This is a genomic window from Pedobacter sp. AC163, assembly GCF_979258665.1.
The window spans coordinates 4,777,432-4,802,540 of sequence record NZ_OZ409872.1 but is presented as its reverse complement, the minus strand read 5'-3'; the positions used below and the strand labels follow the sequence as shown (position 1 = coordinate 4,802,540).

Genomic DNA, 25,109 nt, shown 5'->3' with positions numbered 1-25,109 from the left:
AGTTAGCGATGCCTGTTTACCAAATGGTCTTTCATTTTAAACGCAAGCTATATAGCATGTCAATGCATCCGGACGCCAAATTTTACTCCAAAAAAAAAGCAAACTAGTATTAGTTCGCTTTTTAAATATTATTAATAGATGATGACTTAAGATTTTAAAACTGAAACTTTGATCACCTCAACATTGCTATTCGAAAAATTCAAATCAAAAACCACAATATTTTTTGTTTTAATTTTATCAACCAATCCTTGAGCAGAAACAACCAAATCTTTCCCACCGTTTGAAGGCGTTATTAAGCCGAATCCCTTTTCATCATCATAAAATTTTACTGTTCCTAACCGCATCACTTAAATTAATTTAACGTTAACAGCATTTAACCCTTTTTTTCCTTGAGTGACCTCGAACTCTACCTGATCATCTTGGTTGATTTTATCAACCAATCCAGTAATGTGAACGAAGATTTCTTCTCCGTTTTCAGCTTTAATGAAACCAAAACCCTTTGATTCATTGTAAAATTTAACTGTGCCTTGCATTTATTTTGAACGTTTTAGATTAATAAACATATCAAAATAGATAAAGTTTGAAAAACATAATAGATTGGAAAGGGAATTAAATAGAGAAACCTGCTAAATCAGAAGTTTAGCTGGCTAACATCAGAATTTTGCAGGCTTATGATGATTTCAATCTTTTAAGTGTGTGATATTTATGGCTGGTTTAGCTATATTTTCTTACTTGCAAAAATTACCCAAAACACAGAAATTCCGCTCAAAATAAATACAAGGCCTAAGATAAAGTTCAATTTGTCGTCCATTTATGTAAGCTACAACATTTTCGATGACATTGAAATGATTTATGTTAAATACAACCTATAGTTTTGGTTTTTATAAAATCATCAATTGGTGGAAGAGTTTAGCCATCCCTCATGGAATGTCCATAACTTGTTTATACTCCAATCTTTTTCGAAACGCCCATAATGTTTTTGGCAACTGTTCCTTTTTTAGTTATAGCAAGGTCGAATTCTACAGCGCTCCCAATGAAGAGACCTTTTGCTTTACAATCTACGATATCAAAATAGATACTTTGTATTACTAATTCCTGGGAGATTAAGCCAAAACCTCTCTGCTTGTTGTAAGCTGTAATTACACCGTTCATAGTTTAGTTAATTGAGCGTTTGTTTAACAAAACTATTAAATGAGAATTAATGAATGCGGTGTAGTAGATATGCAATCGTAAATAATCGATATTAAATGATTAAGAGTTGATTACGTAAAGAAAACAAGCTTTGGCACCTAAAAAAACTTATAATCGTTAAGAAATGTTTAATACTATATAACAAAAAAATGTTCCTATCATGAAAAATGTAAATAAAAAAACGTCATCGAAAGTGCTTGATGATGTTAAAGAAGGAGATCTGATTAAAGATGATACTGGAAAAAAAGGTGAAGTTGAACAAATTGAAATACTTAATCGAAAAAAAGAGAAACAATACTATTATAAAATCAAAGATGATGGAACGATTCTAGTTATTAAATAATTTCGAATAGAAACAGTGTTTTTCAGTTTTCTGCCTACATTATTAAATATTTGGAGATATTTGCAAAAAGTTTAACTACTCATGCAAAATATTAAAAACATCATTTTTGATTACGGCAACGTAATTTTCGACATTGATTTTAAAATCGCTCAAGCTTCGTTTCAAAAGCTTGGCATAACTGATATTGAAAATTTCTTTGCGCATAAAGCACACAATCAATTATTTGATGATTTTGAAACAGGCGCAATTTCTCCAGCCGAGTTTAGAGCCGGTATCAGAAATGCTGCAAATAAACCAGACCTAACCGATGCACAAATTGATGAAGCCTGGAATAGTTTATTAGTAGGAACAATCCAGGAAAACCATGCTTTATTATTAGAGGTAAAGAAGAAATACCGTACATTTTTATTAAGTAATAATAATGAAATTCATTACGATTGGATCATCAATTACTTAAAAACTACTTTTGAACTAAATAATTACGATGACTATTTTGAGAAAGCTTACTTTTCTCAACACATGAAATTGCGCAAGCCAAATACAAACATTTTCGAACAGGTTTTGAAAGAAAATAGTTTGGATCCAACCGAGACTTTATTTATCGACGACAGTCCTCAACATATTGAAGGTGCGAAAAAGGTGGGATTAAACACCCTGTTGATGACCGAAAAACCCGCTCAACTTGAGGATTTCTTGAGGAAAAATGGCATTTTGTAATTGAAAAATGATAGAACAGAAATTCAAATCACTTAAAGAATTTTATCCTTACTATTTAAGTGAACATAGCAACACAACATCCAGAATACTTCATTTTGTTGGAACTGGCCTAGTAGTGCTGGCGTTTTTTACAGGCTTTTTATTCCACGATTGGCGTTTCTTCTTAGCAATGCCGGTTTTGGGTTATGGCTTTGCCTGGGTGGGGCATTTATTTTTCGAGAAAAACAAACCTGCTACATTCCAATATCCAGGTTATAGTTTAGCAAGTGATTTTATTCTTTTTTATGATTTGCTAACAGGAAAACAGGGATTTGTGGCGAAGAAATAGTAGAGTCCTCTTCTCAATTTCATCGAGGATCTTATCCATAGCCAAACGGTTGCCACGGAAACACAGAATACACGAAAAAATGGATAATTGCCGATTATTAAACTAACTTAAGGTCTTTAAACCCGATTGCAGCGTAAATACTTTTTGGTGCACATCTTCAACAAACTTAGGCTGACAATAACAAAAAGATTGAAGCAAAAAGCGGGACTGAATTTTCCGAAAAACTACAGAACGCTCATTTCCAAATCATCAAAGGCATCCTCGAAAAACAATTAAAGCTTTCTCCTCTTCAATTCCCTTTCTATTAAACCTAATTCCCTACCCGTTTGTCCGGCAACAGAAGTATTTTCCTGCGCCCTTCTAAATAAATAGGGCATCACTGCTTTTATCGGTCCGTAAGGGACGTATTTTGCTACATTATAGTTGGCATCGGCAAGATTAAAACTCAAGTTATCACTCATCCCTAAAAGCTGTGCAAAATAAACATGGTGATGATTATGCGCTATCTTCTTCTCATCTAAAAGATAAGTTAATAGCCGACTGCTATCCTCATTATGCGTTCCGCAAACGATGGCAATTTCCTCAATATGATCTATACAATAACGTAAAGACTCATTGTAATCTCTATCTGAAGAAGCTTTATCTGGCTGAATTGGAGAAGGATAACCCATCTCTGCAGCACGTTTTCGTTCTTTTTCCATGTAGGCACCACGAACCATTTTTACCCCCAAAATGAAGCCAGCAGCTTTAGCAATCAAGTGATCTGCCTTCATATCTGCTAGTTTATCATGGCGGTACATTTGGTAAGTATTGTAAACAATTATGCGCTCCTTATTAAATTTACGCATCATATCCAGCGCTAATTCATCAATCGTATTCTGAATCCAGGTTTCCTCTGCATCAATCATTACCGGCACGCCTTTATCAAAAGCGGTGCGACAAATCATTTCACAACGTAATTTCACCTTGTCGAATTCTGCATTTTCATCTGCAGTTAAAGCCTGTTTCGCATCTAATTTCTCTAACAAAGCAAAGCGACCAATTCCTGTAATTTTGAAAACCGTTATCGGGATATTTTTATCGCCATCAGCACGCAAGATAGTACGAATAATTTCCTGGCATGTTTCATCAAAAACCACCTCTTCTTCCTCACCTTCAACCGAATAATCCAGGATCGTTCCAACACCACCCTTCGCCAATTGTCCAATGGCTTTATCGCATTCGGCAATGGTTTCTCCTCCACAAAACTGTTGAAAAATAGTGGCCTTAATGGCACCTTGGATAGGTAAACCGATATTGAGAAAGAAATTAGTGATTGGTGGGCCTACTTTAGTTAGAAAGTTGCTCCCAATCATTTTAAACAACCAAAACGCTTTTTTTAGTTCGGCATTGCTTTTTTGACGAAAGGCTACTTCTGTATTGTCGAAATTGGGTTGTTTATTGGGTGATGATTCAATCATTTGTTATATAATAAGTCAGATAGATGCAAAATTATAAAAAGCATCCATTCTACGAACGTAAAACCTCGAAATAATCGTATTTTTGCAGCAAAATGATACAATTCAAATTAGAAGGCGAATTTATTCCACTTATCCAATTGTTAAAAGCGACTGGATTAGTTGGTACTGGTGGCGACGCTCAGGCGGCTGTGATGGATGGTCTGGTAAAATGCAACGGTGAAGTAGAATTTCGCAAGCGCTACAAAGTGAGAGTTGGCGATATCATCTCTTTTGAACAAGATAAAATTGAGGTAATATAATGGAAACTTTAACTAGCGCAGGTCATTCGCTTTACTTCGAAAGTAATTTAGATGCCTTAAAAACACTTCTTGAAAGCAATAAATACAGCAAGGTTTTTATTCTTGCTGATGAACATACCAGCGAAATTTGTTTGCCCGTTTTTCAGTCGATGATGGATGATTTCGCAGAGTTCGACTTGATTGAAACTTCTGCAGGAGAAGAAAACAAAAACATCGATTTCTGCATTGGGATTTGGAAAACGCTTTTGGATTTTGAAGCCGACCGTAAAAGTTTGATGATAAATCTGGGTGGTGGCGTAATTACGGACATGGGTGGTTTTATTGCCTCAACCTACAAACGCGGCATTGATTTCATCAACGTTCCCACTACCCTACTTTCGCAGGTTGATGCCTCCGTTGGTGGTAAAACCGGTATTGATATCGACAATGTAAAAAACATGGTAGGTACCTTCACCCTACCTCAAATGGTTTTTATCGAAACCGAATTTTTAAAAACCCTGCCCAAACGCGAATTGCTATCTGGCTTTGCCGAAATGATAAAACACGGTTTAATCTACGACAAACCTTATTACGAGAAATTAAAAACCACCGATTATTTAACACCATCTGCCGAAGATATCTATCGGTCAGTTGAAATTAAAAACGAAGTGGTAACGATTGATCCACACGAAAAAAATCTGCGGAAGATCCTGAATTTCGGCCATACTATCGGGCATGCCGTAGAAAGCTATTCACTGGCTAATGACGAAAATCCTTTAACTCATGGGGAAGCAATTGCTATTGGTTTCGTTTGTGAGGCCGCTTTATCTGTTAAAAACATCGGGTTAGCAAAGGAAGAATTGAAAGATATCAGCGATTATATTTTATCGTTATATCCTAAATATGAGATTAAAAATGAAAGTTTCGAAACGCTTTTAGAATTAATGAAAAGCGACAAAAAGAACGAGGATGGAAATATTTTATTCTCCCTTTTAGAAACAACAGGCAAATGCACGTTCAACTGCCGTGTAAGCACAGCCGATATCTTAAGCAGTTTAGCGTACTATAATAGTTTATAAAATGAAGTTTACCGGAAGCGACGTATCGGTTGGAGGTTTGTTTGGCTTTGTGATTGTACTCACCCTGGTGGAGATGTATTTCAGCTACGCTCACGATAAAAAGCTATACACCAAACGCGATACCTGGACAAATATCTATCTGATGATTGTTGCCGTGGTGATTAACCTCGGCATGAAAACCGCAACATTTTTCCTGTTGGAATATTGCTATCAGTTCCGTCTTTTTGAAATCTCTAATATTTGGATCTATTGGTTAGTCCTTATTTTGGCACAGGATTTTCTTTATTGGTTTCTGCATACCGTTGGCCATTATGTCCGCTTCTTTTGGGCAATGCATGTTACGCATCATTCGTCAGAGCATTTTAATTTAACTACAGGTTTCAGGTCTACCGTTTTTGAGCCGCTTTATAGGGTATTCTTCTATTTGCCGTTGGCATTTATGGGCTTTACAGCAATGGATATCCTTTTCGCTTATCTGGTAACGCAGATTTACGGAAACCTGGTTCACACGCAGTATAAAATTAATTTCCCCAAATGGTATGAATACATTTTTGTAACGCCATCGCATCACCGCGTGCATCATGCCAGTAATGTGCGCTACCTGGATAAAAACATGGGAATGGTTTTAATCCTTTGGGACAGAATGTTTGGCACTTTCCAAGCCGAATTGCCTGAAGATAAAATCAAATATGGCTTAACCACTCAGCCAACAGATACTGGCCCCGTTAATATTATTTTCCATGAGCTTATTGCCCTTTCTGCTGATGTTAAAAAGGCTCCTACTTTTATGGATAAGGTAAAATATATTTTTAATCCTCCAGGTTGGAGCCACGATGGAAGCACGAAGATTGCGAAGATTATGCAGCAAGAATTACACGAAGCCGAAGCATTAGCAACCAATAATGTTAAAGGTTTTGATGAAAAACAGCGAACGCTAAGTTCAACAGGATAATATTCTAACGATCTGTATTTGACAGATCGTTTTTTGTTTAAGGAGATTTTGGAAATGAATGCTCGGTACTTTTGGCTTATTGAGTGCTGTTGTTCAATTGTTTAAAAAACTTATCATTCTTAGCACGACAAAAGTCAGTGTTCCGCAGGTATCTGTTTCATAGGTTGCAGATTCTTCGTGCCTCAGAATGACAGAACATTCAGGGTTGCTGCAATGTAAAAGATTACAAGCAAATTTTATATTGTAATCGAAGTAAAATCCTTTTATTTCGATAATCAACAGCCAAAAATACTCTCAGCATGGCAACAATTACCGATCCCGAACTGAGTATTTTCCAAACAACTTATATCTTACCGTTGCTTTCAAGTAACGGCGACTACAATTAAAATCCCAGAATCAACGATTTCATACCCATCTCTAAAACAGTCTAAATCAAAAGAAATTAAATTTTATTGAAAATATTTTAACTTTCCTATTGACAAATTAAATTTTGTTATTACATTTGGCTCATTCAAAAACGAAAATGAAATTATTCAACACATATTACTTTGGTTACTTTTACTATTTTAGTAAGAGCCGGGGCTAATATGCAAAATGATAGATAACAATATTAAAATGTATAAAAAAGTCCCGGCAAACAGCCGGGACTTTTTTGTTTTACGCAAAAATGGAAACGACAAAACGAGTAGCAATTCAAGGTATTAAAGCATCTTTTCATGAAGAAGCAGCCTACAAGTTCTTTGGTAAAAACATTGAAACGGTAGAATGCAATTCCTTTAAAGAAACTTGTGATAAATTAGAGAAAAATGATGCCGACTTCGTAGTGATGGCTATCGAAAACTCAATTGCTGGCAGTCTTTTACCAAACTACACTTTAATCAGAGATTATGGCTTCTCAGTAGTTGGGGAAGTTTATTTGCCTATCCAATTACATTTAATGGCCTTGCCTGGGGTAAAATTCGAAGATATTAAAATCGTCACTTCACACCCTATCGCCATCCGCCAATGCATTGATTTCTTTTACGATTATCCACACATTAAAATCGTTGAAAGTAATGACACCGCAGCTTGCGCAAAACGTATCCAGGAGGAGAAATTAACAGATACAATGGCTATTGCAAATAGTTTAGCAGCAGAGTTATATGGCCTTAATATTTTAGAACGAAGGGTTGAATCAAACAAAAAAAATTATACCCGTTTTCTGATTCTTAAGAAAGACAAAACCGATGAGGGCAAAAAAATAAACAAAGCATCTATCTGTTTTCAGGTTGGCCACAAAGCTGGCTCATTGGCAACCGTATTAAACATCTTTGCAGAACAAGAGGTAAGCTTAACAAAAATACAATCTATGCCGGTGTTGGGGAAAAGAAACGAATACTATTTTTACGTTGATTTAGAATGGCCCAGCACTGAAAAATACGACAAAGCAGTTCGGAAAGTATTAAAATATACTTCAAACTTTAATATTCTAGGCGAATATCAAAAAAACGATAAAGTGTAGAAGAGTAACGATTTTAGATTTACGAATTACGATTAAAAAAAATTAAAAAACTATCAAAATATATCTTCGGACTTCAGAATCCGGACTAAAAAACAACCCATAAATCATGAAACTTAATTTAAACATCCAGCCATTAAACACTTGGTTAAACGTTAACAACGAACCATTAATCATCTCGGGACCATGCAGTGCAGAAACTGAAGAACAATTACTCACCACAGCACACTTGTTGGCTGCAACTGGCAAAGTATCCGTTTTAAGAGCTGGTATCTGGAAACCACGTACACGCCCGGGAGAATTTGAAGGTATTGGAAGCATTGGTTTAGAGTGGTTGAAACGTGCTAAAGCCGAAACAGGTTTACCAACCGCTGTTGAAGTTGCCAATGCAAAACACGTTGAAGAAGCTTTGGCAGCTGGTGTTGATATTCTTTGGATTGGAGCACGTTCTACAGTAAATCCTTTCACGGTTCAGGAAATTGCCGATGCTTTGAAAGGTCACGATGTTCCGGTGTTAATTAAAAATCCGGTAAACCCTGATTTACAACTATGGATTGGTGCTATCGAGCGAATTAACGGAGCTGGCATTACCAAAATTGGAGCAATCCACCGTGGTTTCTCTTCATTCGAAAAAAGTTCTTTTCGTAACGAACCAATGTGGGAACTGGCTATTCAATTAAAAACTTTATGCCCGGATTTACCGATCATCAATGATCCAAGTCACATTTGCGGGAACCGTGAATTAATCCCATACATCTCACAAAAAGCGTTGGATTTGGATATGCAAGGCTTGATGATTGAGTCGCATGTTGATCCATCAGTAGCCTGGACAGATGCTAAACAACAAGTTACGCCAGCAGCATTATCTGAATTGGTTGATCGTTTAACTGTTCGGGAGCCAGAAGCACCAAATGAAGCTTTCGCTGATAAACTTGCCGATCTGCGTAAAAACATCGACAAAATTGATGACATCCTATTGCAAAAACTAGCTGAACGTATGGCTATTGTAGAGAAAATTGGTGAATACAAACGCGATAATCAAGTAACTATCTTACAGGTTAACCGTTGGGATGCCATCATTAAAAAAGGTCATGCTTTTGCAAAGGCTTTGAAATTAGATTTAAACTTTACAGAGAAATTTTTAGAATTGATGCACGGTGAATCAATCCGTAAACAAACTGAAATCATGAATGCTGGCAAAGCTGCAAAAGGAATCGCTGCTGAGCAACATACTGAAGTTTCGAAATAAGGTAGAGGCTTAGGTTTAAAGGTTAAAACTAAATACTTAACCGTTAATTCCTCTACAATCCGTCATTGCGAGGCACGAAGCAATCTTAATGCTCAAAACATTAGAATTCATTTATCCTCATAATTACAATTACAAAATACAATGATGTTGTATTTAAGAAGTGTCATTCTGAGCTTGTCGAAGAACTTTTAATAGTGTTTCGACGGGCTCAACATGACAAGCAAAAAAAATAACGCATCGAGAATAAAACCAGAATAAAATGTCTAGAAATGCCTTAGTTTCTTTTAAGGGAACCAAGAATATTAATACGGAAATCCAGTTAACAGGCTCGAAAAGCGAATGCAACAGAGCCTTGATTATAAGCGCTTTAAGCAAAAAATTGGTTAAGGTAGAAAACTTATCAAACGCAGCTGATACAGTAACACTTAATGGTATCCTTAATAATCTTGAAGAAGAGTTAGAAGTAGAAATCCAGGAATCTAAAACAGTAGATGTTGGTCCTGCGGGAACAGCGATGCGTTTTCTTTCGGCTTATCTTTCTGCCAAGAATGGAAACTTTTTATTAACCGGAACCGAGCGTATGAAACAACGCCCAATTGGAATCTTAGCAGAAGCTTTGAAAACTTTAGGGGCGGATATTTCCTATGCAGAAAACGACGGCTTTCCGCCATTAAACATTGTTGGTCCTTTGAATCAAAAGACAGCAGAGGTAAAGATTAAAGGTGATATCAGTAGCCAATATATTTCGGCTTTATTGATGATTGCTCCTATTCTGCCTCAGGGTTTAACTTTGGAAATAGAAGGTGAACTTACTTCGAAGCCATATGTTGATATGACCTTGGATATGTTGGCTGAAGTTGGTATTGAGCACTCCTGGAATGGCAATTCTATTACGATAAAACCACAATCATTTAAACCAGGAACATTGGTTGTTGAACCAGACTGGAGTGCAGCCTCTTATTGGTATAGCATTGCGGCTTTGGCTGATGAAGCTAAAATCGATTTGCCTGCCCTAAAAGAAAAAAGTTTACAGGGCGATAGTCAAATTCAGAAAATAATGAAAATTTTCGGGATTGCTACCGATAAAACTGAAAAGGGAATTTCCATCAGCAACTTAGGCTTATCGTTGGAAACAACGCAGGTTCTAGATTTAAAAACCTGCCCTGATTTAGCGCAAACGATTATTGTCATCGCAGCAGCCTTAGGCAAAAATATGTCGTTTACAGGTTTGGAAACCTTAAAGATTAAGGAAACTGATCGCATTGCGGCATTACAAAATGAGCTTGCTAAAATCGGTGTTACGCTTACTGAAAACAACCTGGTTTACACACTTAATACCGACGAACTTCATTTTCCTAATAAGATTACTATTGCAACTTATGAAGACCATAGAATGGCGATGGCTTTTGCACCTCTTGCATTGTTGATTGATGAAGTAGAAATTGAAGAAATGCAAGTTGTAGAAAAATCTTATCCTTATTTTTGGGAGGATTTGAAAAAAGCTGGATTTTTAGTTAAAAGTATTTAGTATAAAGTATCAAGACTGGATGCAAAAATCGCAACTTAAAATCATTTTTACTAAGAAAGATCAACCTAACGACTAAATACTAACTACTTTATACTTACAAAATGGCAGGCAACTCATTCGGACAACTATTTCGCATTACCACCTTTGGCGAATCTCATGGCGTTGCTATTGGGGTAATTATTGATGGCTGCCCGGCGCAATTGGATATCGACATGGATTTTATCCAATCTGAACTGGATAAACGCAGGCCAGGTCAATCGAAAATTACTACGCAAAGAAAAGAAAGTGATACCGTTCAAATTCTATCAGGTATTTTCGAAGGGAAAAGTACAGGAACGCCGATTGCTTTGTTAATTCCAAATGAAGATCAACGGTCGAAAGATTATGGCCATAATGTTGATGTTTATCGTCCGAGCCATGCAGATTATGTGTATGATGCAAAATATGGCATCCGCGACCATCGTGGTGGAGGACGTTCATCAGCCCGTGAAACTGCTGCCCGAGTTGCTGCAGGTGCAATTGCTAAATTGTTTTTAAAGCAACAAGGGATCGAAATTTTCGCCCATGTAACTTCAGTTGGAACCATAGAGGCTCCAAATTTAGAAAGCAACGATTTATCAGCTTTGCTTAAGATTCGGGAAGAAAACATCGTTCGTTGTGCAGATCCGGCTACGGCTCATGAAATGATTGAATTTATCGACTCCGTTAGAAAAGATGGTGACACCGTTGGTGGTAAAATAGGCTGTGTGATTAAAGGTTGTCCGGCTGGTTTAGGTGAACCTGTTTTTGACAAGCTACATGCCGATTTAGGCAAAGCGATGTTAAGCATCAATGCCGTACATGGTTTCGAATATGGATCTGGCTTCGCCGGAAGTGAATTAAGAGGCTCTCAACACAACGATATTCCTCAAGCAAAAGCCGCTGATTCAAAAGTATTTAAAACGACTACAAATTTCGCTGGTGGCATTCTGGGAGGTATTTCCAACGGAATGGATATTACTTTCAAAGTGGCTTTTAAACCTGTTGCTACCATTATGCACAATCAGCAAACCATAAATGCAGCCGGTGAGGTTTCTGAAATTAAAGGCAAAGGTCGCCACGATCCTTGTGTGGTACCAAGAGCGGTTGTAATTGTTGAAGCCATGGCAGCATTAGTATTGGCAGACCAGTTTTTGAGAAATAAAGTTAGTGTGATCTAGATTTAAGCCGTCATTTCGAACGCAGTGGAGAAATCTTTGGATAATAAACTTGATTCCAGGATTTCTTCCTTTCTTAACACTCAACCTGAAAGCACTTAAAAAGTCTTCGACAAGCTCAGACTGACAACATATATTGACGATAGATCATGATAAAACTCCTTCCTATCTTATTTCTTTTCTTTGGTTTAAACTCTTTCGCTCAATCCTATTCGGAGCAAATTAGCACACACCGCGAAAAATATAAACAAGATTTTATAAAAGAATCCAATTCCCCCTTAAAAGAAAACGATTTGCAAAATCTTCACTTTTATGATGCAGACAGCAGTTATAAAATTTCAGCCGATGTGGAGATTCTAAAAAATGAGAAGGTTTTCAAAATGCCGACATACGATGGAACGAGCAAGGAATTTTATCGCTATGCAAAAATTAATTTCAATTTAAATGGTAAAGCCATAACGATGACTTTATATAAAAGCATTGCTTTGGCCAGTAACCCAGCTTATAAGGATTTACTCTTTCTGCCCTTTACCGACGAAACGAATAATGTAGAAACTTACGGTGGCGGCCGATATATCGACCTGAGTTCGAAAGAAATTAGCGATAACAAGATAGAAGTAGACTTTAATAAAGCGTACAATCCTTATTGTGCTTACAGCGATGGTTATCGCTGCCCGGTCCCTCCAGAAGAAAATAATCTGGAATTAGCCATAAAAGCAGGAGAAAAAAAATTTACAGGAGAAAAGAAACATAAGAAATAAGATTAGTAATAATAACGAATAGGGTTATTAAAAAATTTTTATATCAATCGACATTATTTTGAAGTATATTTAAAACAATACGGTGTTAAGCCTGTACTATTATAAATTTAATAAATCCAACAATGTTGTATAAATGTATTATCGTTGACGATAATGAAATTGAGCGAGATGCGCTCGAAATGCACCTCAAAAAAATTCCATCATTAGAAATCGTAAAGGTTTGTACAAACGCTATTGAAGCAGCTAGCATATTATCCAATACTGATATCGACATTGTGTTCTCTGACATTGACATGCCTGATCTCTCTGGAACCGCCCTGTTAAAGATTATTAAACAAAAGCCCTTATTTATTTTCATTACCTCGCATAGCGAATATGCGGTAGAAAGCTACGATTTAGATGCGATTGATTTTGTAGTGAAACCAGCCACATTTGAAAGAGTTTTAAAAGCCACAAACAAAGCAATCGAATACCTTGAGTTAAAAAAGCAATTTATTAATGATGGAACCGATCATAGCCAATCTAAAAATGATCAAAAAGATTTCTTTTATTTTAAGGAAACCAAAGGCATAAGCAAGCTAAAATATGATGATGTAATCTATATCGAAAGTATGGGAGACTTTTCCAAACTGTTTACCAGCAGCGATAAACACATCATCTTGGTTAGCTTAAAAAATCTGGAAAAACAGCTTCCGAAAGAAATTTTCGCACGTGTGCACAAGCAATATATTATCAATATAAACCATATTGCCACATTAACTAACCATGAGGTTCATTTAGATTTCAATTTTGTAGTTCCAATCAGTTCGGCAAATAGACAAGAATTGATGGAAAATTCAATAGATAAGAAGATACTATCCAGATTTACTAAATAAGTTGCTGATTCCTTCTGGTGAGCAGAAAGAAGTTAAGATTTAACTAGCAGCCAATATAATTATTTAGGTAAGGTTATTGTAAATGTAGTTCCTCTGCCCTCATTTGGCTCTACCCTTATTTGGCCTTCCATTAAGGTTATAAATGTTCGGCAGAGCATTAATCCCAGCCCAGTCCCCTTCTCATTGTTGGTGCCTAAACTACTTTCACCAGTCGCCAAATACTCTGATTTGTTGAAATGATTGATTTGGCCAGAACTTAGTCCAACACCACTATCGGCAACTTTTATTTCAATATTATTCGCATTTGATATTGAACTCAATGTAATTTCACCACCTTGAGGTGTAAATTTAACCGCATTTGTTAGAAGGTTCCGGATGACGAGCGCCAGCATATTTGCATCTGCTTTACACTCTACTTGCTCGTTTATATGATTTGTTATGGAAATATTTTTTTGCTGAGCATGATCTTGCATTGATTTTATCACGTCAACCACTAACTCTTGAAGTTTGAGCACCTCCAAATGTGGATTAAAGCCTTGCATTTGGCTGGCTGCCCAATTCAATAAATTTTCCATCATCGTTGAAGTATAACTTAAGTTATTTTTTAAAGATGAAGCATATTTTGTTAATTTCTCTTGTTCGATATTTCCACCTTCCAGGAGTTGTATAAATGATATGAGTGAATTTATAGGTGTTCGCATATCATGACTCACCACACTGAATATCCGATCTTTTACTCTATTTAATTGTTCTAACTGCCTTTTTTGGGTATTAATTATAATATTTAACCGAGTGGTCTTCCTTTGATTTAAAAAGATAAGAAATGCAGTCAGAAGCACCAGCGTAATTGCAGCTGTAAGAAATATTTTTACCCGCCAATCAAAATTGATTTGCTGTTCCTGCTTGATTATTTGTTTATCGCGTAGCGAAGTTTCATACTTTGATTGCAGCTTTGCTCTTTCAAACTTGTTCTTTTGCAATTGCCGATCCATCTCCAGATCAGCTTGTTTCTTCAAAAAGGTAAAGCGCTGTAGTGTTTTTTCCTTATCACTCAAAATCAATTGCTGTTTTCTTAAAAATAGCTCTTGTTGCTGCTGCCTGGCTAATAAAACCTGTTTTTGTAGCTCAATGTCCGTTATCTTTTGTTTAAATTGATAGTCCTTTTCTTTAAATCCGAAATCGATCTGCATTTGCCTACGGGTAATTTCCCGTTCCTTTTCCCTGTTAAAAATTTGATCCCTTACTAAAACATATTCCTTATAAAATGCCAAAGATTCATCGTAATTATTCAAAACTTCATAAACATCACTTAAACCTAGCGCCGCGTTCTTCTTTGTCTCTAAAAAATTATTTTCTTTCGCTATCGCGAAGCTGCTCGAATAAAGCACTATTGCATTATCAAAATCTTTCTGCTTGCGGTAAAAGTGGCCTAGCGCATATAGACACTCTGCATGCATACTCTTATCGTCACCAACCTGACTTATTTGAATAGCTTTTTGATAAGATTTTAAGGCCAGATCATTTTCACCCATTTCGTTGTAAACGTTGCCGATATTGCGTTTATTTGATGCGATTAGTCCATTATCCTTTAATGATTCGGCGAGGGCCAGAGATTTTTCAAAGTTGAAAAGAGCAATTTGCAAACGCTCTTTATCTGTGTTGCCCATCTTGTTTAATTCCTCCTTGGAAGCATCGAAATAGGCAGAACCCATTAAATTATAAACCACAGAAACACCTCTCACACTTTCATCATCTTTCATAAAAACCTTAAGGGCCATTTGAAGATAAATTAGCGATTGACTGGCTTTTCCAAGATTCTGATAGATACTGGCGATGTTGGTGTAACAGCTCGCCATATCTGATTCGTTGCCCATTTTTTCATAAATGGCTATCGCTTTTTGGTTTACCTCGAGTGATTTGGCGTAATCTGGTATCCCGGCATACATGGCTCCTAAGTTTAAATAGGTACCCGCAATCATATCTAAATTTTTGAGCTGATTATATTCACCTATCGCGGAAAGATAATTTGTTTCAGCTTTGCCATAATTGGCTCGACCATGATAAAACAAACCTCTTCGATAATAGGTAATGGCAACAAACTTTCTAAGTTTTAATTGCTGTGCCAGCTGTATCGTACGATCGGCATAATCTTCCATGCGATCTACATCTTTCATGCGCATGTATTGTCGATATACTTCAGTAAGTATTTTAACTTTAGTGCTGTCGAACTGATTATAATTCTGATTTTTAGCCAGTAAGCTATCCAACCTTTTGTACTGATCTGCAGTTTGCCCTATTGAAAATAACGGAAACAAGAGTGTCAAAGTGAACAGCGTAAATAGCAAAAGCTTGCTATCTGTAGGCGTACAAAATCGCCTCCCGCTGGAATATGTTGTTAACTTCCTCAAAATATTGATACCTTAAGAAAGATAAGTGTAGGAAGAATTTATAGCATCACTGATGCGCAGTTGAAAAATAGGAAGCATAGTATAGGGATGATAGACTTTTAACTACGTAATATAACTGTTTTATTACAAAAGTAACCGATTTATCAATAATATTCTATAATTGCCTTCCGAATCTTGGGATATTACATTTTTTTTAACAGAAAGTTAGTAGATCGAAGGATATTTTGATGGATTGGCATCATGCATCATCTCATATATGGTTTCAATAATATCATCAACCGAAGGTTTACTAAAATAATCTCCATCTGACCCAAATGGCGGCCTATGAGCCTTTGCCGTCAATGTCTTAGGTTGGCCATCCAGGCTAAAATACCCTTTCTGACCCTCCAATATCTTCTGTAAAATATAAGCTGATGCACCACCTGGCACGTCCTCATCTACAATTAATAACTTGTTTGTTTTCGCTAATGAGCTTGCACAAATATTGGTTTTATCAAAAGGCAATAATGTTTGTGGATCAATGATTTCGACCGAGATACCCATCGTTGCCAATTCTTCTGCCGCTTCCTGAACCAATCTTAAGGATGAACCGTAGGAGATTACGGTGATATCTGTTCCTTCTTCTAAAACTTCGGCAATGCCAAGCGGAATGGTAAATTCGCCCACATTATTGGGCAGGTTTTCTTTTAAGCGATAACCATTAAGGCACTCGATAACCACTGCCGGTTCATCAGCCCTGAAAAGCGTGTTATACATCCCCGCAGCCTGAGTCATGTTACGAGGAACACACAAATGCATTCCTCTTAAAGAACCTAGCAGCATACTTATTGGCGAACCCGAATGCCAAACTCCTTCTAAACGATGTCCACGGGTACGTACAATTACTGGTGCTTTTTGAATTCCTTTTGTTCGGTAAGATAATGATGCTAAATCATCACTTAAAACATTCAGTGCAAATATTAAATAATCCAGGTATTGAATTTCGGCAATCGGTTTTAATCCCCTCATGGCCAAGCCTATCCCCTGTCCCATGATAGTCATTTCGCGAATACCGGTGTCAGTAATTCTCAATTCACCATACTTGGCTTGTAAGCCGGCAAAACCTTGATTTACATCACCAATGTTTCCTAAATCTTCCCCAAACGCAACCAATCGCTGATCGCGAGCAAAATTTTCATTAAAACAAGCATTCAGCACTTCCCTGCCATCAACCATTTTAGATTGATCGTCGTAAACTGGATTTATGATTTCAATTTGGTCGGGACTTTCTTTACCATCTGTATGGAGTTTGGAATTGTATCTCTCCTGATTCAAGACCTCTTGCGCCTTATACCATTTTAGCAGTTCATCTCTTTCTGTTGATGGAAACTTTGTTGATAAGCGAATAGCCTTTCTGGCAGAAGTAAACACTTCTCGGCGCTGCGCATCTGCCGTTGCCGCCAATTGAGCGGCGATTTTTGCCAATTCTGGTTGGTGTTTAACCATTCCATTTACAAGGTCGACAACCTTTTTTTGCTCTGGTTTTATACTATCCAAAAATTCGTTCCATGCTTCTTTTTGTGCATTGCGAACGAATATTTTTGCATTTTTTTCTATTTCCGAAATTTCTTCTTCCGATGCCACAGCCGAATCAAGCATCCATTCACGCATTTTTAATATGCAATCATGCTCATTTTCCCAAGTCAATCGATCTTTGGATTTGTATCTTTCATGAGAACCAGATGTAGAATGTCCTTGTGGCTGCGTAAGCTCGGTAACATGGATTAAAACAGGTACGTGCTCCTCTCTACAAACGGCAATAGCTTTCTCGTAAACTTCGCATAAAGCCGGATAATCCCATCCCTTTACTTTAAAAATTTCGTAACCAGGTTGTTGTGCATCTCTTTGAAAACCTTTTAAAACTTCAGAGATATCTTCCTTTGTAGTTTGGTATTTAGCCGGAACTGAAATGCCATAAGCGTCATCCCAAATTGAAATAGCCATAGGAATTTGTAATACTCCTGCAGCATTTATGGCTTCAAAGAACACACCTTCTGATGTTGAGGCATTGCCTATTGTACCAAAAGCCACCTCATTTCCATTTACAGAGAAATTTTTAAGATAGTCAAGCTCTTTGTTGTTTCTAAAAAGTTTAGACGCATAAGCCAAACCTACCAGTCGGGCCATTTGACCGCCAGTTGGAGAAATATCAGATGAGCAATTTTTTATTTGAGTTAAATCATTCCAGCTTCCATCTTCATTGATAGATTTGGTAGCAAAGTGACAATTCATTTGTCTTCCGCCAGAAAATGGATCTGCCCCATCAGTTGGATTTGCGTATAACTGGGCAAAGAATTGCTTGATGGTAGATATACCCGTAGCAAACGCAAATGTTTGATCGCGGTAATACCCAGAACGCCAATCGCCGTTTTTAAAAGCTTTAGCCATTGCCACCTGCGGCACTTCTTTACCATCGCCAAAAATGCCAAATTTAGCCTTCCCTGTTAACACTTCCCTACGCCCTAAAATACTAGCTTGTCTGCTTTCAAAGGCGATTTTATAATCATTAATAACGATACTTTTAAAATCGTTAAAACTTAATTCGGAACGGTCAATAGAGTTGGTTATAAATTTTTCATTCTGCATCATAATCAAATATTGGTTGCGGCAAATATATACAAAATTAAAAGTTTGCCTTTATCTTGAATTGTAAAATTATATATGGGAGGGGAAAATATAATTGGAATAGTTTTTGTTTTAAACTGAAAACATTAAATTTGTTTTAATAAAAATTGAAAAATAATTTCAACATAACATGAAAAAGATCTTAGTATTATTCGCTTTTGTTTTAGGTTTTGGTATCGCGGCAAATGCGCAGGCTAAACCAGCTGAATTTAAATTTGAATCTGAAACTCACGATTTCGGAAAAATTGCTTTAAATAAGCCTGTTACATTTGATTTCAAATACACAAACGTTGGTGAAGAACCGTTAATTATTTCAAAAGCAGAAGCAAGCTGTGGTTGCACAGTTCCAAAATATACAACTACACCTATTAAAAAAGGTGAATCAGGTGTAATCTCAGTTACTTTTAATGCAGCTGCAGGTCCATCACCGTTTTCAAAAGCAGTAACCATTTCTTCAAATGCTAAAACACCTATTAAAGTGCTTTATATTAAAGGTGAAACTGTTGCAGCTACATCGAAATAATATTTAATTTAAATTATAGTTAAAAGTCCCGATTTTCATCGGGACTTTTTTATTTTTGTGCCATGCCAAAAATTTCACAAAAAGGCCTGCAGATGCCTGCTTCGCCAATCAGAAAATTAACTCCATTCGCAGATAGAGCAAAACAGGATGGGAAAAAAGTTTTTCACCTCAATATAGGCCAGCCAGATATCGAAACGCCTGAAGGAATGTTAAATGCTATAAAAAACATCGATTTTAATGTTTGGGCATATACCCCCTCAGAAGGTACATTGGCTTATCGTTTAAAATTAACCGAATATTATAATAAGCTAGGCTACAATATTAAGCCAGAAAATATCTTGGTAACTGTTGGTGGCTCAGAAGCCATTACCATAGCCATGCAAACTTGCGTTAACGAGGGCGATGAAATCATTATTCCTGAACCCTTTTATGCAAATTACAATGGTTTTGCCTGCATGAGTAATGTGGTTGTAAAACCAATTTTATCATATATCGAAAATGGTTTTGCATTGCCCCCAATTGCCGAATTTGAGAAGCTAATCACAGAGAAGACTAAGGCGATTATCATTTGTAATCCTAACAATCCAACAGGCTATTTATATTCGAGGGAAGAATTAGAAGCTTTAAAAACATTGTGTGTAAAATATGATTTGTTTTTATTCTCTGACGAAGCTTACCGCGAATTTTGCTATGATGGCCGGGAATTTATCTCGCCAATGCACTTGGATGGATTAGATGAAAATGTGGTGATTATGGATACCGTGTCGAAACGTTATAGCGCTTGCGGTGCTCGGTTAGGCTGTTTAATTACTAAAAACAAAGATGTTATTGCTTCGGGATTGAAGTTTGCGCAAGCAAGATTAAGTCCGGGTATGGTTGAACAGATTGCTGGTGCAGCAGCTGTTGATACGCCTGATAGTTATTTTGAAAAAGTAAATACTGAATATACTTTACGTAGAGATACCTTAGTTAACCGTTTAAATAATATTGAAGGTGTTTTTTGCCCTAATCCAGGGGGTGCATTTTATGTGGTTGCAAAATTTCCGATTGATGATGCCGACAAATTTTGTCAGTGGATTTTAGAAGATTTCAGTTATGAAAACCAAACCGTGATGATGGCGCCAGCTACTGGCTTTTATTCTACACCCGGTTCCGGTAAAAATGAAGTCCGTATGGCCTACGTGTTAAACACTGCTGATTTAAATACAGCGATGGACTGTTTGGAAGTTGCGCTACAACAATATCCCGGAAGGAAAATATAATAGAATTTTTTGTAAACTAAAAAGGGGTTGTATCATAAATTAATTTCTCCCTGGATATTGTCACGTTGAGTTTATCGAAACGCTACTTAAACCAATTTTAACGAGTCCTTCGACAGGCTCAGGATGACATCTTCCGTCTATGATACAACCTCTTTTTTGTGGAGCCAGTATATTCCCCTCGCTGTCGCACGCGTGTCGCGTGTGCATTTAAAATCTCAATACCAATCATAAATAGCTAATATCAATTTCTCCCTGGCCACGAGAGGCTATTACACTATATACTTCCAGTGCCAAGCTCCATTTACAAATCCTGAAACAACAGAATTTTCATGTAGATTAATCTCTTTTGTTCAACAACTTCTATATTCCATAAGTATAAACCCTCTTCATTATAGAATTCGTATTTACGGCTCATGGTATTTCCATTTTTATTCACACGAGGTACGCGTGCGCCAGCGAGGTAATGTATTAGGTATCAATGGCAATGCGTTATGATAATAAGTATGATCTGCCCAATTAAATACAGCGGCTAGTTCAGCATCTTCTAAAAAAATATTCTCATCGGTATCGATATAAAAGCCCCCCCCTCCTACATCCATATACAACATTAAATTAATGGCAACAAAAACTCCTCCCGGTTCTATTCCAGAAAAGTTATAATGAAAATCGAATCTACCATTATCCGGAATTGGTGGGGCACTTGAAAAAAAAGAGCCCAAATCCTCCAAATAGAAATATTTTCTAGTATCAATAATTTCATTAGAATTAATGTCTATTGTTTGATAAGAAATTGTTTTCCCAGTACTGTTCAAAACTTCTTTGGCTTTATAAGTTTTTGTGGTATTAACATAAGATTCAATATCCCATATTGTATAACCATTTATTAATTGTTTGTTGAAATAAAATCCGATGTTAACATGTTGATCTGCAAAATCAACAACTGCATTTGCTAAATCCTCATTTTGTCTTAAATAGTAAGTTCTTTCTATCAACTCCCCAGACCGATCAAAAAATTCAGACATTCTTAATTCAGTATCCGCATAATATTCTTTATTATGATAGTCTTGAATATTTTGAGCTTGCAGAGCCGTCATTTGCACTCCTGATAGATTTGTATATTTTATAGTTGTACTCATATATTTTATTTAAATGGAATAAATGGGCCTAAATCCCCCCTCGCTGGCGCACGCGTGTCGCGTGTGCATTTAAATCAATACAAATCATAAATAGCTAATATCAATTAATCCCCTCGCTGGCGCACGCGTGTCGCGTGTGCATTTAAATCAATACAAATCATAAATAGCTAATATCAATTAATCCCTGGACACTATAGGCTATCACACTATATACTTCCAATGCCAAGCTTCATTTACAAACCCTGAAACCACCTGATCATGTAGTTAATCTCCCTTTTTATTCAATAACTTCTATACTCCATAAGTATAAGCCCTCTTTATTATAGAATTTGTATTTACGACTCATGGTATTTTCAATATTCATTCACACGCGGCACGCGTGCGCCAGCGAGGGAAATAAAATCCGATATTAACATGTTGATCCGCAAAATCAACAACTGCATTTGCTAAATCCTCATTTTCTCTTAAGTAGTAAGTTCTTCCTAGCAACTCTCCAGACCGATCAAAAAATTCAGACATTCTTAATTCAGTATTCTCATAATATTCTTTATTATGATAGTCTTGAATATTTTGAGCTTGCTGAGCCGTCGTTTGCACTCCTGATAGATTTGTATATTTTATAGTTGTACTCATATATATCTTATTTAAATGGAATAAATGGGCCTAAATCCCCTGCCTGGCGCACGCGTGTCGCGTGTGCATTTAAAATCTCAACACCAATTTTATTTCTAGGTACTGACTAAGTACCTTTTTTAGTACCTAAGATTGCATTTATAACCTTAATTATTCAACTAAAAATAGTATTTTAAAAACAAAAGACCCACATAACTTAATATGTGAGTCTTTTTTTGGTGGAGCCGAAGGGAGTCGAACCCTTGTCCAGTTGTGAGATAACTTATACCTTCTACATGCTTATTTTTCAATTGATTTTCGGGAAATAAACGGGCTGAAAACCGACCTTATTTAAATCCTTAGATGCTTTATCTCACTTCAAATCGCATCTCTTTGAAGCCAGCTTTGTTGTTTCGATGCCCCAGATTCTAACCCAACAATGCAGCAGCTAGAGGGACAAAAGCTAATTAGTTCTAAACTAAGCAGCTAAGGCGTAAGTATTTTCGCCAACTAAAATGTGAACGTTCTCTTTTAAGTGCTCTCCGTACAACGCACTGCATGCTAACATAACCTTCGCCACCCTGTCAAATCCAAGAACGGCCCCAGTTCAGTTTTCAGTTTGTAGTTCTCAATTATTTATCATAACATAAAACCAACTGTAAACAGGACTGCAAATATACAAAAAGCAAGCCAAATAGATACATAACGCAGCTGTATAAAATATTTAATCTCAGATTTCTCCTAAATTTATTCATCAAACATTATTTCAATAAAACCTAAGCGGTAATTTCAGTCAAAACCTTCAGTTACTTTTTTGGTTAATTACTAAAAGAATAATATGAAAGTAAGCTTTTCAGAAATATTTGATGTTGTAGAAGGTAACATCAATCCAAAGGTACCAGTAACCTATAATGGCTCTGGTTTAAATCCCGGACAAAGTTTTGCATTGGGCGAAACAGTTATGGGGGTAAATTTTTCTCAATATACCAATGGATATTTGGAGGTAATTAAAGAAGATGGAATTTACCATATTCAGTCATTCTATTAATGTCTTATAATTAAGATCGAATTGTTAACATATGAAAGATTTTAGTTTTCATCATCTGAGTCCATAGATGAGCCAAGATCTAAATAATAAGTTTGTTTAATTGTTGAAAACATCATCCCATAAGTAATCAAGGATGTATTACTTTTGTCTACAATGTTGTCCAACTATAAAATACTATATCTTTTTGAAAACGCTGAAACCCTGATCATGGAAGTTAAGCGTACTGATCTACCTGAAGGTACTGATATCGCACAAGTTTATCATTGGCTCTACCTGGATAAGCTAACCTCTTCAATGGTTAAATTATGGTTTAGGTCGATGGATTCATCGGCAGAAATAGAGGAAAGATTTTTTGAGCAGGGTTATTTGAAATTTAGTAACACCGAAGCAACTTTTATTGAGAAATACAACTCATCTCAACATAAATTAGTTAATTATACTCATCATCCTCTGTCAGAGGATACCCATCATTTAATTGAAGATTATTTTAAACAGCCTAGTTAATGCTGATTTTTTTAAAAATAAAAAAGCCCCTCAATCCTGAAAGGGCTTTTTTTGTTGTCTATCCCTATATTCTAGGAAGAACAAAATTAACTAACATGATTAATAATTTTGAGGTATGAATAAACTGAACAGAATTATTTATCTATTGAAATGATTTGGAGTTTCTGCCTCCTACTATAAGCTAGACTTAACAAGGAAAGCGCATTTTCTACATCAGTTTGGTTTTTAATATATAGACTTACCCAACCCGATTTTACAAAAATGTGATGCTCTCGTGCAATTCCATCGGCAATAAGTGCCTTTTTTGTCTGTACACTAAAACGTATGTCAAGGATACCATTGCTGTGCAAATGCCCTAATTCTTTCTGTTGATAGTTAAATTGCGTGCCACCAAATTTGTGTAAAGAGATAGACGTACCGTCCCAATTCAATACTTCTTCTTCGATTTCGTCGAACCAAGAAAGCATTTGCGGATTTGAAATGCATATCCATATTTTTATTAAACTATCGTAAATCAAACCGAAGAACGGGATAGATTTTAAAAAACCTAAATATTTCACAACAAAGCGAAATATCATTTCTCGCTCAATAGTTTGATATGATCCATTACTCTTAAATGAACATTTCTGGTAATGCTTTCTGCCCAAATATCATAATACCATATTGGAAAGACATGAAGTTTATACCAACTATTCCCGATAAGTGTTGTGGTTCCATCGCCATTGTCTTTTAAAATAAATTGTCCTTTATCAATATCGATATGCCCCATAATCTCTGGATCTTGAGGTTGATTGACAATATCAAAAGTTAGGTTTTTATTCACTTCAAAAGCAACTATTTTCTCGTCGAAAGTGTATCCATTGCTAAAAATACATTTTCTACCGGCGCCAAGTTTATTTGCTGTAACTGTGGTTTGCATCGGGCTTGGCATGCCTAGCTTGAATAACCAATATTGATTTGGCTGCTTAATTTTTTCAAATGCAATAACATTTTTCCAAATTTTATCTGGCGTTGCTTTAATGATGATCTCGTCCGATACCATATTCTCATATTGGTGGTCGGATACCGAATCAGCAATAAAGATTAATAAAAGAAGGGAAACAAAGCTGATGTTCATTTTCTGGTCACGCCTTTTAAACATCACCTTTCCAATAAATGCTCCGGTAACTACAAATGCAAATATCAATGGAGATACAATTAATAAACAAATTGTACCTTCTCCCAGAAAAAAATAGCTTAGCAATATTGCGATAAAACCATTTAAAATAGAATTCCATATCAAGGTTTTGTTAGATAATTTATAGTCTTTCCAAAACCAGGCGCTCATAATTCCCATTAGCATTGGTAGAATAACAAATTCGGAAAATACCAATACACCCCCACTGGATGGGTTAAGCATCTTATTATTACCGATGATAGATAGGATGATCAGGTTTGGAATGATGAAACCTAAAATCTTTTTGTTTGATTGATCCATTGCGTTAATCTTTAAACAAA

General features: G+C 36.2%; 26 protein-coding genes and 1 other RNA gene. 16 read left to right on the top strand and 11 right to left on the bottom strand.

The genetic code is table 11. From position 1 onward, the window contains the following. Window positions 1-146: 146 nt before the first annotated feature. The 3 genes from ACZZZK_RS20745 to ACZZZK_RS20735 all read right to left on the bottom strand — a co-directional run bounded on the left by ACZZZK_RS20745 (window position 147) and on the right by ACZZZK_RS20735 (window position 1,152). Window positions 147-344 carry a cold-shock protein gene (locus tag ACZZZK_RS20745; RefSeq protein ID WP_056850364.1) on the bottom strand — a complete coding sequence of 66 codons (198 nt, stop codon included), beginning with the start codon at window positions 342-344 and terminating at the stop codon, window positions 147-149. 3 nt (window positions 345-347) lie between these two features. Beyond that, a complete protein-coding gene (locus ACZZZK_RS20740) occupies window positions 348-533 on the bottom strand; it encodes a cold-shock protein (RefSeq protein ID WP_463485790.1) in 186 nt (61 codons plus the stop codon). Window positions 534-942: 409 nt separating this feature from the next. Beyond that, window positions 943-1,152: a cold shock domain-containing protein gene (locus tag ACZZZK_RS20735; protein WP_463485789.1), complete on the bottom strand. Its 210-nt coding sequence runs from the start codon at window positions 1,150-1,152 to the stop codon at window positions 943-945. A 199-nt stretch (window positions 1,153-1,351) separates the two neighbouring features. Here ACZZZK_RS20735 and ACZZZK_RS20730 point away from each other — a divergent pair, with 199 nt between their 5' ends. The 3 genes from ACZZZK_RS20730 to ACZZZK_RS20720 all read left to right on the top strand — a co-directional run bounded on the left by ACZZZK_RS20730 (window position 1,352) and on the right by ACZZZK_RS20720 (window position 2,579). After that, window positions 1,352-1,534: a hypothetical protein gene (locus ACZZZK_RS20730; RefSeq protein ID WP_463485788.1), complete on the top strand. Its 183-nt coding sequence runs from the start codon at window positions 1,352-1,354 to the stop codon at window positions 1,532-1,534. A gap of 81 nt (window positions 1,535-1,615) precedes the next feature. After that, on the top strand, window positions 1,616-2,251 hold the full coding sequence (locus ACZZZK_RS20725) for an HAD family hydrolase (protein WP_463485787.1): 636 nt from the start codon (window positions 1,616-1,618) through the stop codon (window positions 2,249-2,251). Between the two features lie 7 nt (window positions 2,252-2,258). Further along, a complete protein-coding gene (locus tag ACZZZK_RS20720; RefSeq protein WP_463485786.1) occupies window positions 2,259-2,579 on the top strand; it encodes an Mpo1-like protein in 321 nt (106 codons plus the stop codon). Window positions 2,580-2,851: 272 nt separating this feature from the next. On the opposite strand, the gene ACZZZK_RS20715 is transcribed toward ACZZZK_RS20720, so the two are convergent. Beyond that, window positions 2,852-4,039, bottom strand: a complete 1,188-nt coding sequence (locus ACZZZK_RS20715) for a proline dehydrogenase family protein (protein ID WP_463485785.1) — start codon at window positions 4,037-4,039, stop codon at window positions 2,852-2,854. Window positions 4,040-4,131: 92 nt separating this feature from the next. Here ACZZZK_RS20715 and ACZZZK_RS20710 point away from each other — a divergent pair, with 92 nt between their 5' ends. From ACZZZK_RS20710 to ACZZZK_RS20670, 9 genes are all read left to right on the top strand, one after another. Further along, window positions 4,132-4,338 carry an RNA-binding S4 domain-containing protein gene (locus ACZZZK_RS20710; protein WP_056850370.1) on the top strand — a complete coding sequence of 69 codons (207 nt, stop codon included), beginning with the start codon at window positions 4,132-4,134 and terminating at the stop codon, window positions 4,336-4,338. Then, on the top strand, window positions 4,338-5,396 hold the full coding sequence (gene aroB / locus ACZZZK_RS20705) for a 3-dehydroquinate synthase (RefSeq protein ID WP_463485784.1): 1,059 nt from the start codon (window positions 4,338-4,340) through the stop codon (window positions 5,394-5,396). The genes ACZZZK_RS20710 and aroB overlap by 1 nt, the downstream gene beginning before the upstream one ends. Before the next feature lies 1 nt (window position 5,397). After that, entirely contained in the window at window positions 5,398-6,348 is a 951-nt protein-coding gene (locus tag ACZZZK_RS20700; protein WP_463485783.1) for a sterol desaturase family protein, read from the top strand. A 667-nt stretch (window positions 6,349-7,015) separates the two neighbouring features. Continuing rightward, a complete protein-coding gene (locus ACZZZK_RS20695) occupies window positions 7,016-7,849 on the top strand; it encodes a prephenate dehydratase (protein WP_463485782.1) in 834 nt (277 codons plus the stop codon). A 106-nt stretch (window positions 7,850-7,955) separates the two neighbouring features. Beyond that, window positions 7,956-9,095 (top strand): chorismate mutase, encoded by a 1,140-nt coding sequence (locus tag ACZZZK_RS20690; protein WP_463485781.1) that lies wholly within the window; start codon window positions 7,956-7,958, stop codon window positions 9,093-9,095. Window positions 9,096-9,354: 259 nt separating this feature from the next. Continuing rightward, a complete protein-coding gene (aroA, locus tag ACZZZK_RS20685; RefSeq protein ID WP_463485780.1) occupies window positions 9,355-10,623 on the top strand; it encodes a 3-phosphoshikimate 1-carboxyvinyltransferase in 1,269 nt (422 codons plus the stop codon). Between the two features lie 101 nt (window positions 10,624-10,724). Continuing rightward, window positions 10,725-11,822 carry a chorismate synthase gene (aroC, locus tag ACZZZK_RS20680; protein WP_463485779.1) on the top strand — a complete coding sequence of 366 codons (1,098 nt, stop codon included), beginning with the start codon at window positions 10,725-10,727 and terminating at the stop codon, window positions 11,820-11,822. Between the two features lie 146 nt (window positions 11,823-11,968). Next, entirely contained in the window at window positions 11,969-12,580 is a 612-nt protein-coding gene (locus ACZZZK_RS20675) for a DUF1684 domain-containing protein (protein WP_463485778.1), read from the top strand. Window positions 12,581-12,702: 122 nt separating this feature from the next. Next, window positions 12,703-13,455 (top strand): LytR/AlgR family response regulator transcription factor, encoded by a 753-nt coding sequence (locus tag ACZZZK_RS20670; protein WP_463485777.1) that lies wholly within the window; start codon window positions 12,703-12,705, stop codon window positions 13,453-13,455. A 59-nt stretch (window positions 13,456-13,514) separates the two neighbouring features. On the opposite strand, the gene ACZZZK_RS20665 is transcribed toward ACZZZK_RS20670, so the two are convergent. After that, entirely contained in the window at window positions 13,515-15,779 is a 2,265-nt protein-coding gene (locus ACZZZK_RS20665; RefSeq protein ID WP_463485776.1) for a tetratricopeptide repeat-containing sensor histidine kinase, read from the bottom strand. Between the two features lie 288 nt (window positions 15,780-16,067). Continuing rightward, window positions 16,068-18,491 carry an alpha-ketoacid dehydrogenase subunit alpha/beta gene (locus ACZZZK_RS20660; protein WP_463485775.1) on the bottom strand — a complete coding sequence of 808 codons (2,424 nt, stop codon included), beginning with the start codon at window positions 18,489-18,491 and terminating at the stop codon, window positions 16,068-16,070. Between the two features lie 166 nt (window positions 18,492-18,657). Here ACZZZK_RS20660 and ACZZZK_RS20655 point away from each other — a divergent pair, with 166 nt between their 5' ends. Next, a complete protein-coding gene (locus ACZZZK_RS20655) occupies window positions 18,658-19,050 on the top strand; it encodes a DUF1573 domain-containing protein (RefSeq protein WP_056850381.1) in 393 nt (130 codons plus the stop codon). 62 nt (window positions 19,051-19,112) lie between these two features. Continuing rightward, complete coding sequence (locus ACZZZK_RS20650) at window positions 19,113-20,312, top strand: pyridoxal phosphate-dependent aminotransferase (protein ID WP_463485774.1); 1,200 nt, start codon at window positions 19,113-19,115, stop codon at window positions 20,310-20,312. Between the two features lie 428 nt (window positions 20,313-20,740). On the opposite strand, the gene ACZZZK_RS20645 is transcribed toward ACZZZK_RS20650, so the two are convergent. The 3 genes from ACZZZK_RS20645 to ssrA form a co-directional block, all read right to left on the bottom strand. Then, on the bottom strand, window positions 20,741-21,448 hold the full coding sequence (locus tag ACZZZK_RS20645) for a hypothetical protein (RefSeq protein WP_463485773.1): 708 nt from the start codon (window positions 21,446-21,448) through the stop codon (window positions 20,741-20,743). 360 nt (window positions 21,449-21,808) lie between these two features. Then, complete coding sequence (locus tag ACZZZK_RS20640; protein WP_463485772.1) at window positions 21,809-22,081, bottom strand: hypothetical protein; 273 nt, start codon at window positions 22,079-22,081, stop codon at window positions 21,809-21,811. Between the two features lie 216 nt (window positions 22,082-22,297). Then, window positions 22,298-22,664, bottom strand: a transfer-messenger RNA (tmRNA) gene (ssrA, locus tag ACZZZK_RS20635). A gap of 234 nt (window positions 22,665-22,898) precedes the next feature. Here ssrA and ACZZZK_RS20630 point away from each other — a divergent pair. Next, window positions 22,899-23,108 carry a hypothetical protein gene (locus ACZZZK_RS20630; protein WP_463485771.1) on the top strand — a complete coding sequence of 70 codons (210 nt, stop codon included), beginning with the start codon at window positions 22,899-22,901 and terminating at the stop codon, window positions 23,106-23,108. A 207-nt stretch (window positions 23,109-23,315) separates the two neighbouring features. Next, window positions 23,316-23,612: a hypothetical protein gene (locus ACZZZK_RS20625; RefSeq protein ID WP_463485770.1), complete on the top strand. Its 297-nt coding sequence runs from the start codon at window positions 23,316-23,318 to the stop codon at window positions 23,610-23,612. Window positions 23,613-23,746: 134 nt separating this feature from the next. On the opposite strand, the gene ACZZZK_RS20620 is transcribed toward ACZZZK_RS20625, so the two are convergent. Both ACZZZK_RS20620 and ACZZZK_RS20615 read right to left on the bottom strand, forming a co-directional pair. Next, window positions 23,747-24,190, bottom strand: a complete 444-nt coding sequence (locus tag ACZZZK_RS20620; RefSeq protein WP_463485769.1) for a luciferase domain-containing protein — start codon at window positions 24,188-24,190, stop codon at window positions 23,747-23,749. Then, window positions 24,187-25,089, bottom strand: coding sequence for an SRPBCC family protein (locus ACZZZK_RS20615; RefSeq protein ID WP_463485768.1), 903 nt, complete (start codon window positions 25,087-25,089; stop codon window positions 24,187-24,189). Before ACZZZK_RS20615 ends, ACZZZK_RS20620 begins: the two co-directional genes overlap by 4 nt. Between the last annotated feature and the right edge of the window lie 20 nt (window positions 25,090-25,109).

Excerpts from the sequence above, each read along its gene's own strand:
- ACZZZK_RS20745 (WP_056850364.1), bottom strand. The coding sequence starts at position 344 with ATGCGGTTAGGAACAGTAAAATTTTATGATGATGAAAAGGGATTCGGC.
- ACZZZK_RS20740 (WP_463485790.1), bottom strand. The coding sequence starts at position 533 with ATGCAAGGCACAGTTAAATTTTACAATGAATCAAAGGGTTTTGGTTTC.
- ACZZZK_RS20735 (WP_463485789.1), bottom strand. The coding sequence starts at position 1,152 with ATGAACGGTGTAATTACAGCTTACAACAAGCAGAGAGGTTTTGGCTTA.
- ACZZZK_RS20730 (WP_463485788.1), top strand. The coding sequence starts at position 1,352 with ATGAAAAATGTAAATAAAAAAACGTCATCGAAAGTGCTTGATGATGTT.
- ACZZZK_RS20725 (WP_463485787.1), top strand. The coding sequence starts at position 1,616 with ATGCAAAATATTAAAAACATCATTTTTGATTACGGCAACGTAATTTTC.
- ACZZZK_RS20720 (WP_463485786.1), top strand. The coding sequence starts at position 2,259 with ATGATAGAACAGAAATTCAAATCACTTAAAGAATTTTATCCTTACTAT.
- ACZZZK_RS20715 (WP_463485785.1), bottom strand. The coding sequence starts at position 4,039 with ATGATTGAATCATCACCCAATAAACAACCCAATTTCGACAATACAGAA.
- ACZZZK_RS20710 (WP_056850370.1), top strand. The coding sequence starts at position 4,132 with ATGATACAATTCAAATTAGAAGGCGAATTTATTCCACTTATCCAATTG.
- aroB (WP_463485784.1), top strand. The coding sequence starts at position 4,338 with ATGGAAACTTTAACTAGCGCAGGTCATTCGCTTTACTTCGAAAGTAAT.
- ACZZZK_RS20700 (WP_463485783.1), top strand. The coding sequence starts at position 5,398 with ATGAAGTTTACCGGAAGCGACGTATCGGTTGGAGGTTTGTTTGGCTTT.
- ACZZZK_RS20695 (WP_463485782.1), top strand. The coding sequence starts at position 7,016 with ATGGAAACGACAAAACGAGTAGCAATTCAAGGTATTAAAGCATCTTTT.
- ACZZZK_RS20690 (WP_463485781.1), top strand. The coding sequence starts at position 7,956 with ATGAAACTTAATTTAAACATCCAGCCATTAAACACTTGGTTAAACGTT.
- aroA (WP_463485780.1), top strand. The coding sequence starts at position 9,355 with ATGTCTAGAAATGCCTTAGTTTCTTTTAAGGGAACCAAGAATATTAAT.
- aroC (WP_463485779.1), top strand. The coding sequence starts at position 10,725 with ATGGCAGGCAACTCATTCGGACAACTATTTCGCATTACCACCTTTGGC.
- ACZZZK_RS20675 (WP_463485778.1), top strand. The coding sequence starts at position 11,969 with ATGATAAAACTCCTTCCTATCTTATTTCTTTTCTTTGGTTTAAACTCT.
- ACZZZK_RS20670 (WP_463485777.1), top strand. The coding sequence starts at position 12,703 with ATGTTGTATAAATGTATTATCGTTGACGATAATGAAATTGAGCGAGAT.
- ACZZZK_RS20660 (WP_463485775.1), bottom strand. The coding sequence starts at position 18,491 with ATGATGCAGAATGAAAAATTTATAACCAACTCTATTGACCGTTCCGAA.
- ACZZZK_RS20655 (WP_056850381.1), top strand. The coding sequence starts at position 18,658 with ATGAAAAAGATCTTAGTATTATTCGCTTTTGTTTTAGGTTTTGGTATC.
- ACZZZK_RS20650 (WP_463485774.1), top strand. The coding sequence starts at position 19,113 with ATGCCAAAAATTTCACAAAAAGGCCTGCAGATGCCTGCTTCGCCAATC.
- ACZZZK_RS20645 (WP_463485773.1), bottom strand. The coding sequence starts at position 21,448 with ATGAGTACAACTATAAAATATACAAATCTATCAGGAGTGCAAATGACG.
- ACZZZK_RS20640 (WP_463485772.1), bottom strand. The coding sequence starts at position 22,081 with ATGAGTACAACTATAAAATATACAAATCTATCAGGAGTGCAAACGACG.
- ACZZZK_RS20630 (WP_463485771.1), top strand. The coding sequence starts at position 22,899 with ATGAAAGTAAGCTTTTCAGAAATATTTGATGTTGTAGAAGGTAACATC.
- ACZZZK_RS20625 (WP_463485770.1), top strand. The coding sequence starts at position 23,316 with ATGGAAGTTAAGCGTACTGATCTACCTGAAGGTACTGATATCGCACAA.
- ACZZZK_RS20620 (WP_463485769.1), bottom strand. The coding sequence starts at position 24,190 with ATGATATTTCGCTTTGTTGTGAAATATTTAGGTTTTTTAAAATCTATC.
- ACZZZK_RS20615 (WP_463485768.1), bottom strand. The coding sequence starts at position 25,089 with ATGGATCAATCAAACAAAAAGATTTTAGGTTTCATCATTCCAAACCTG.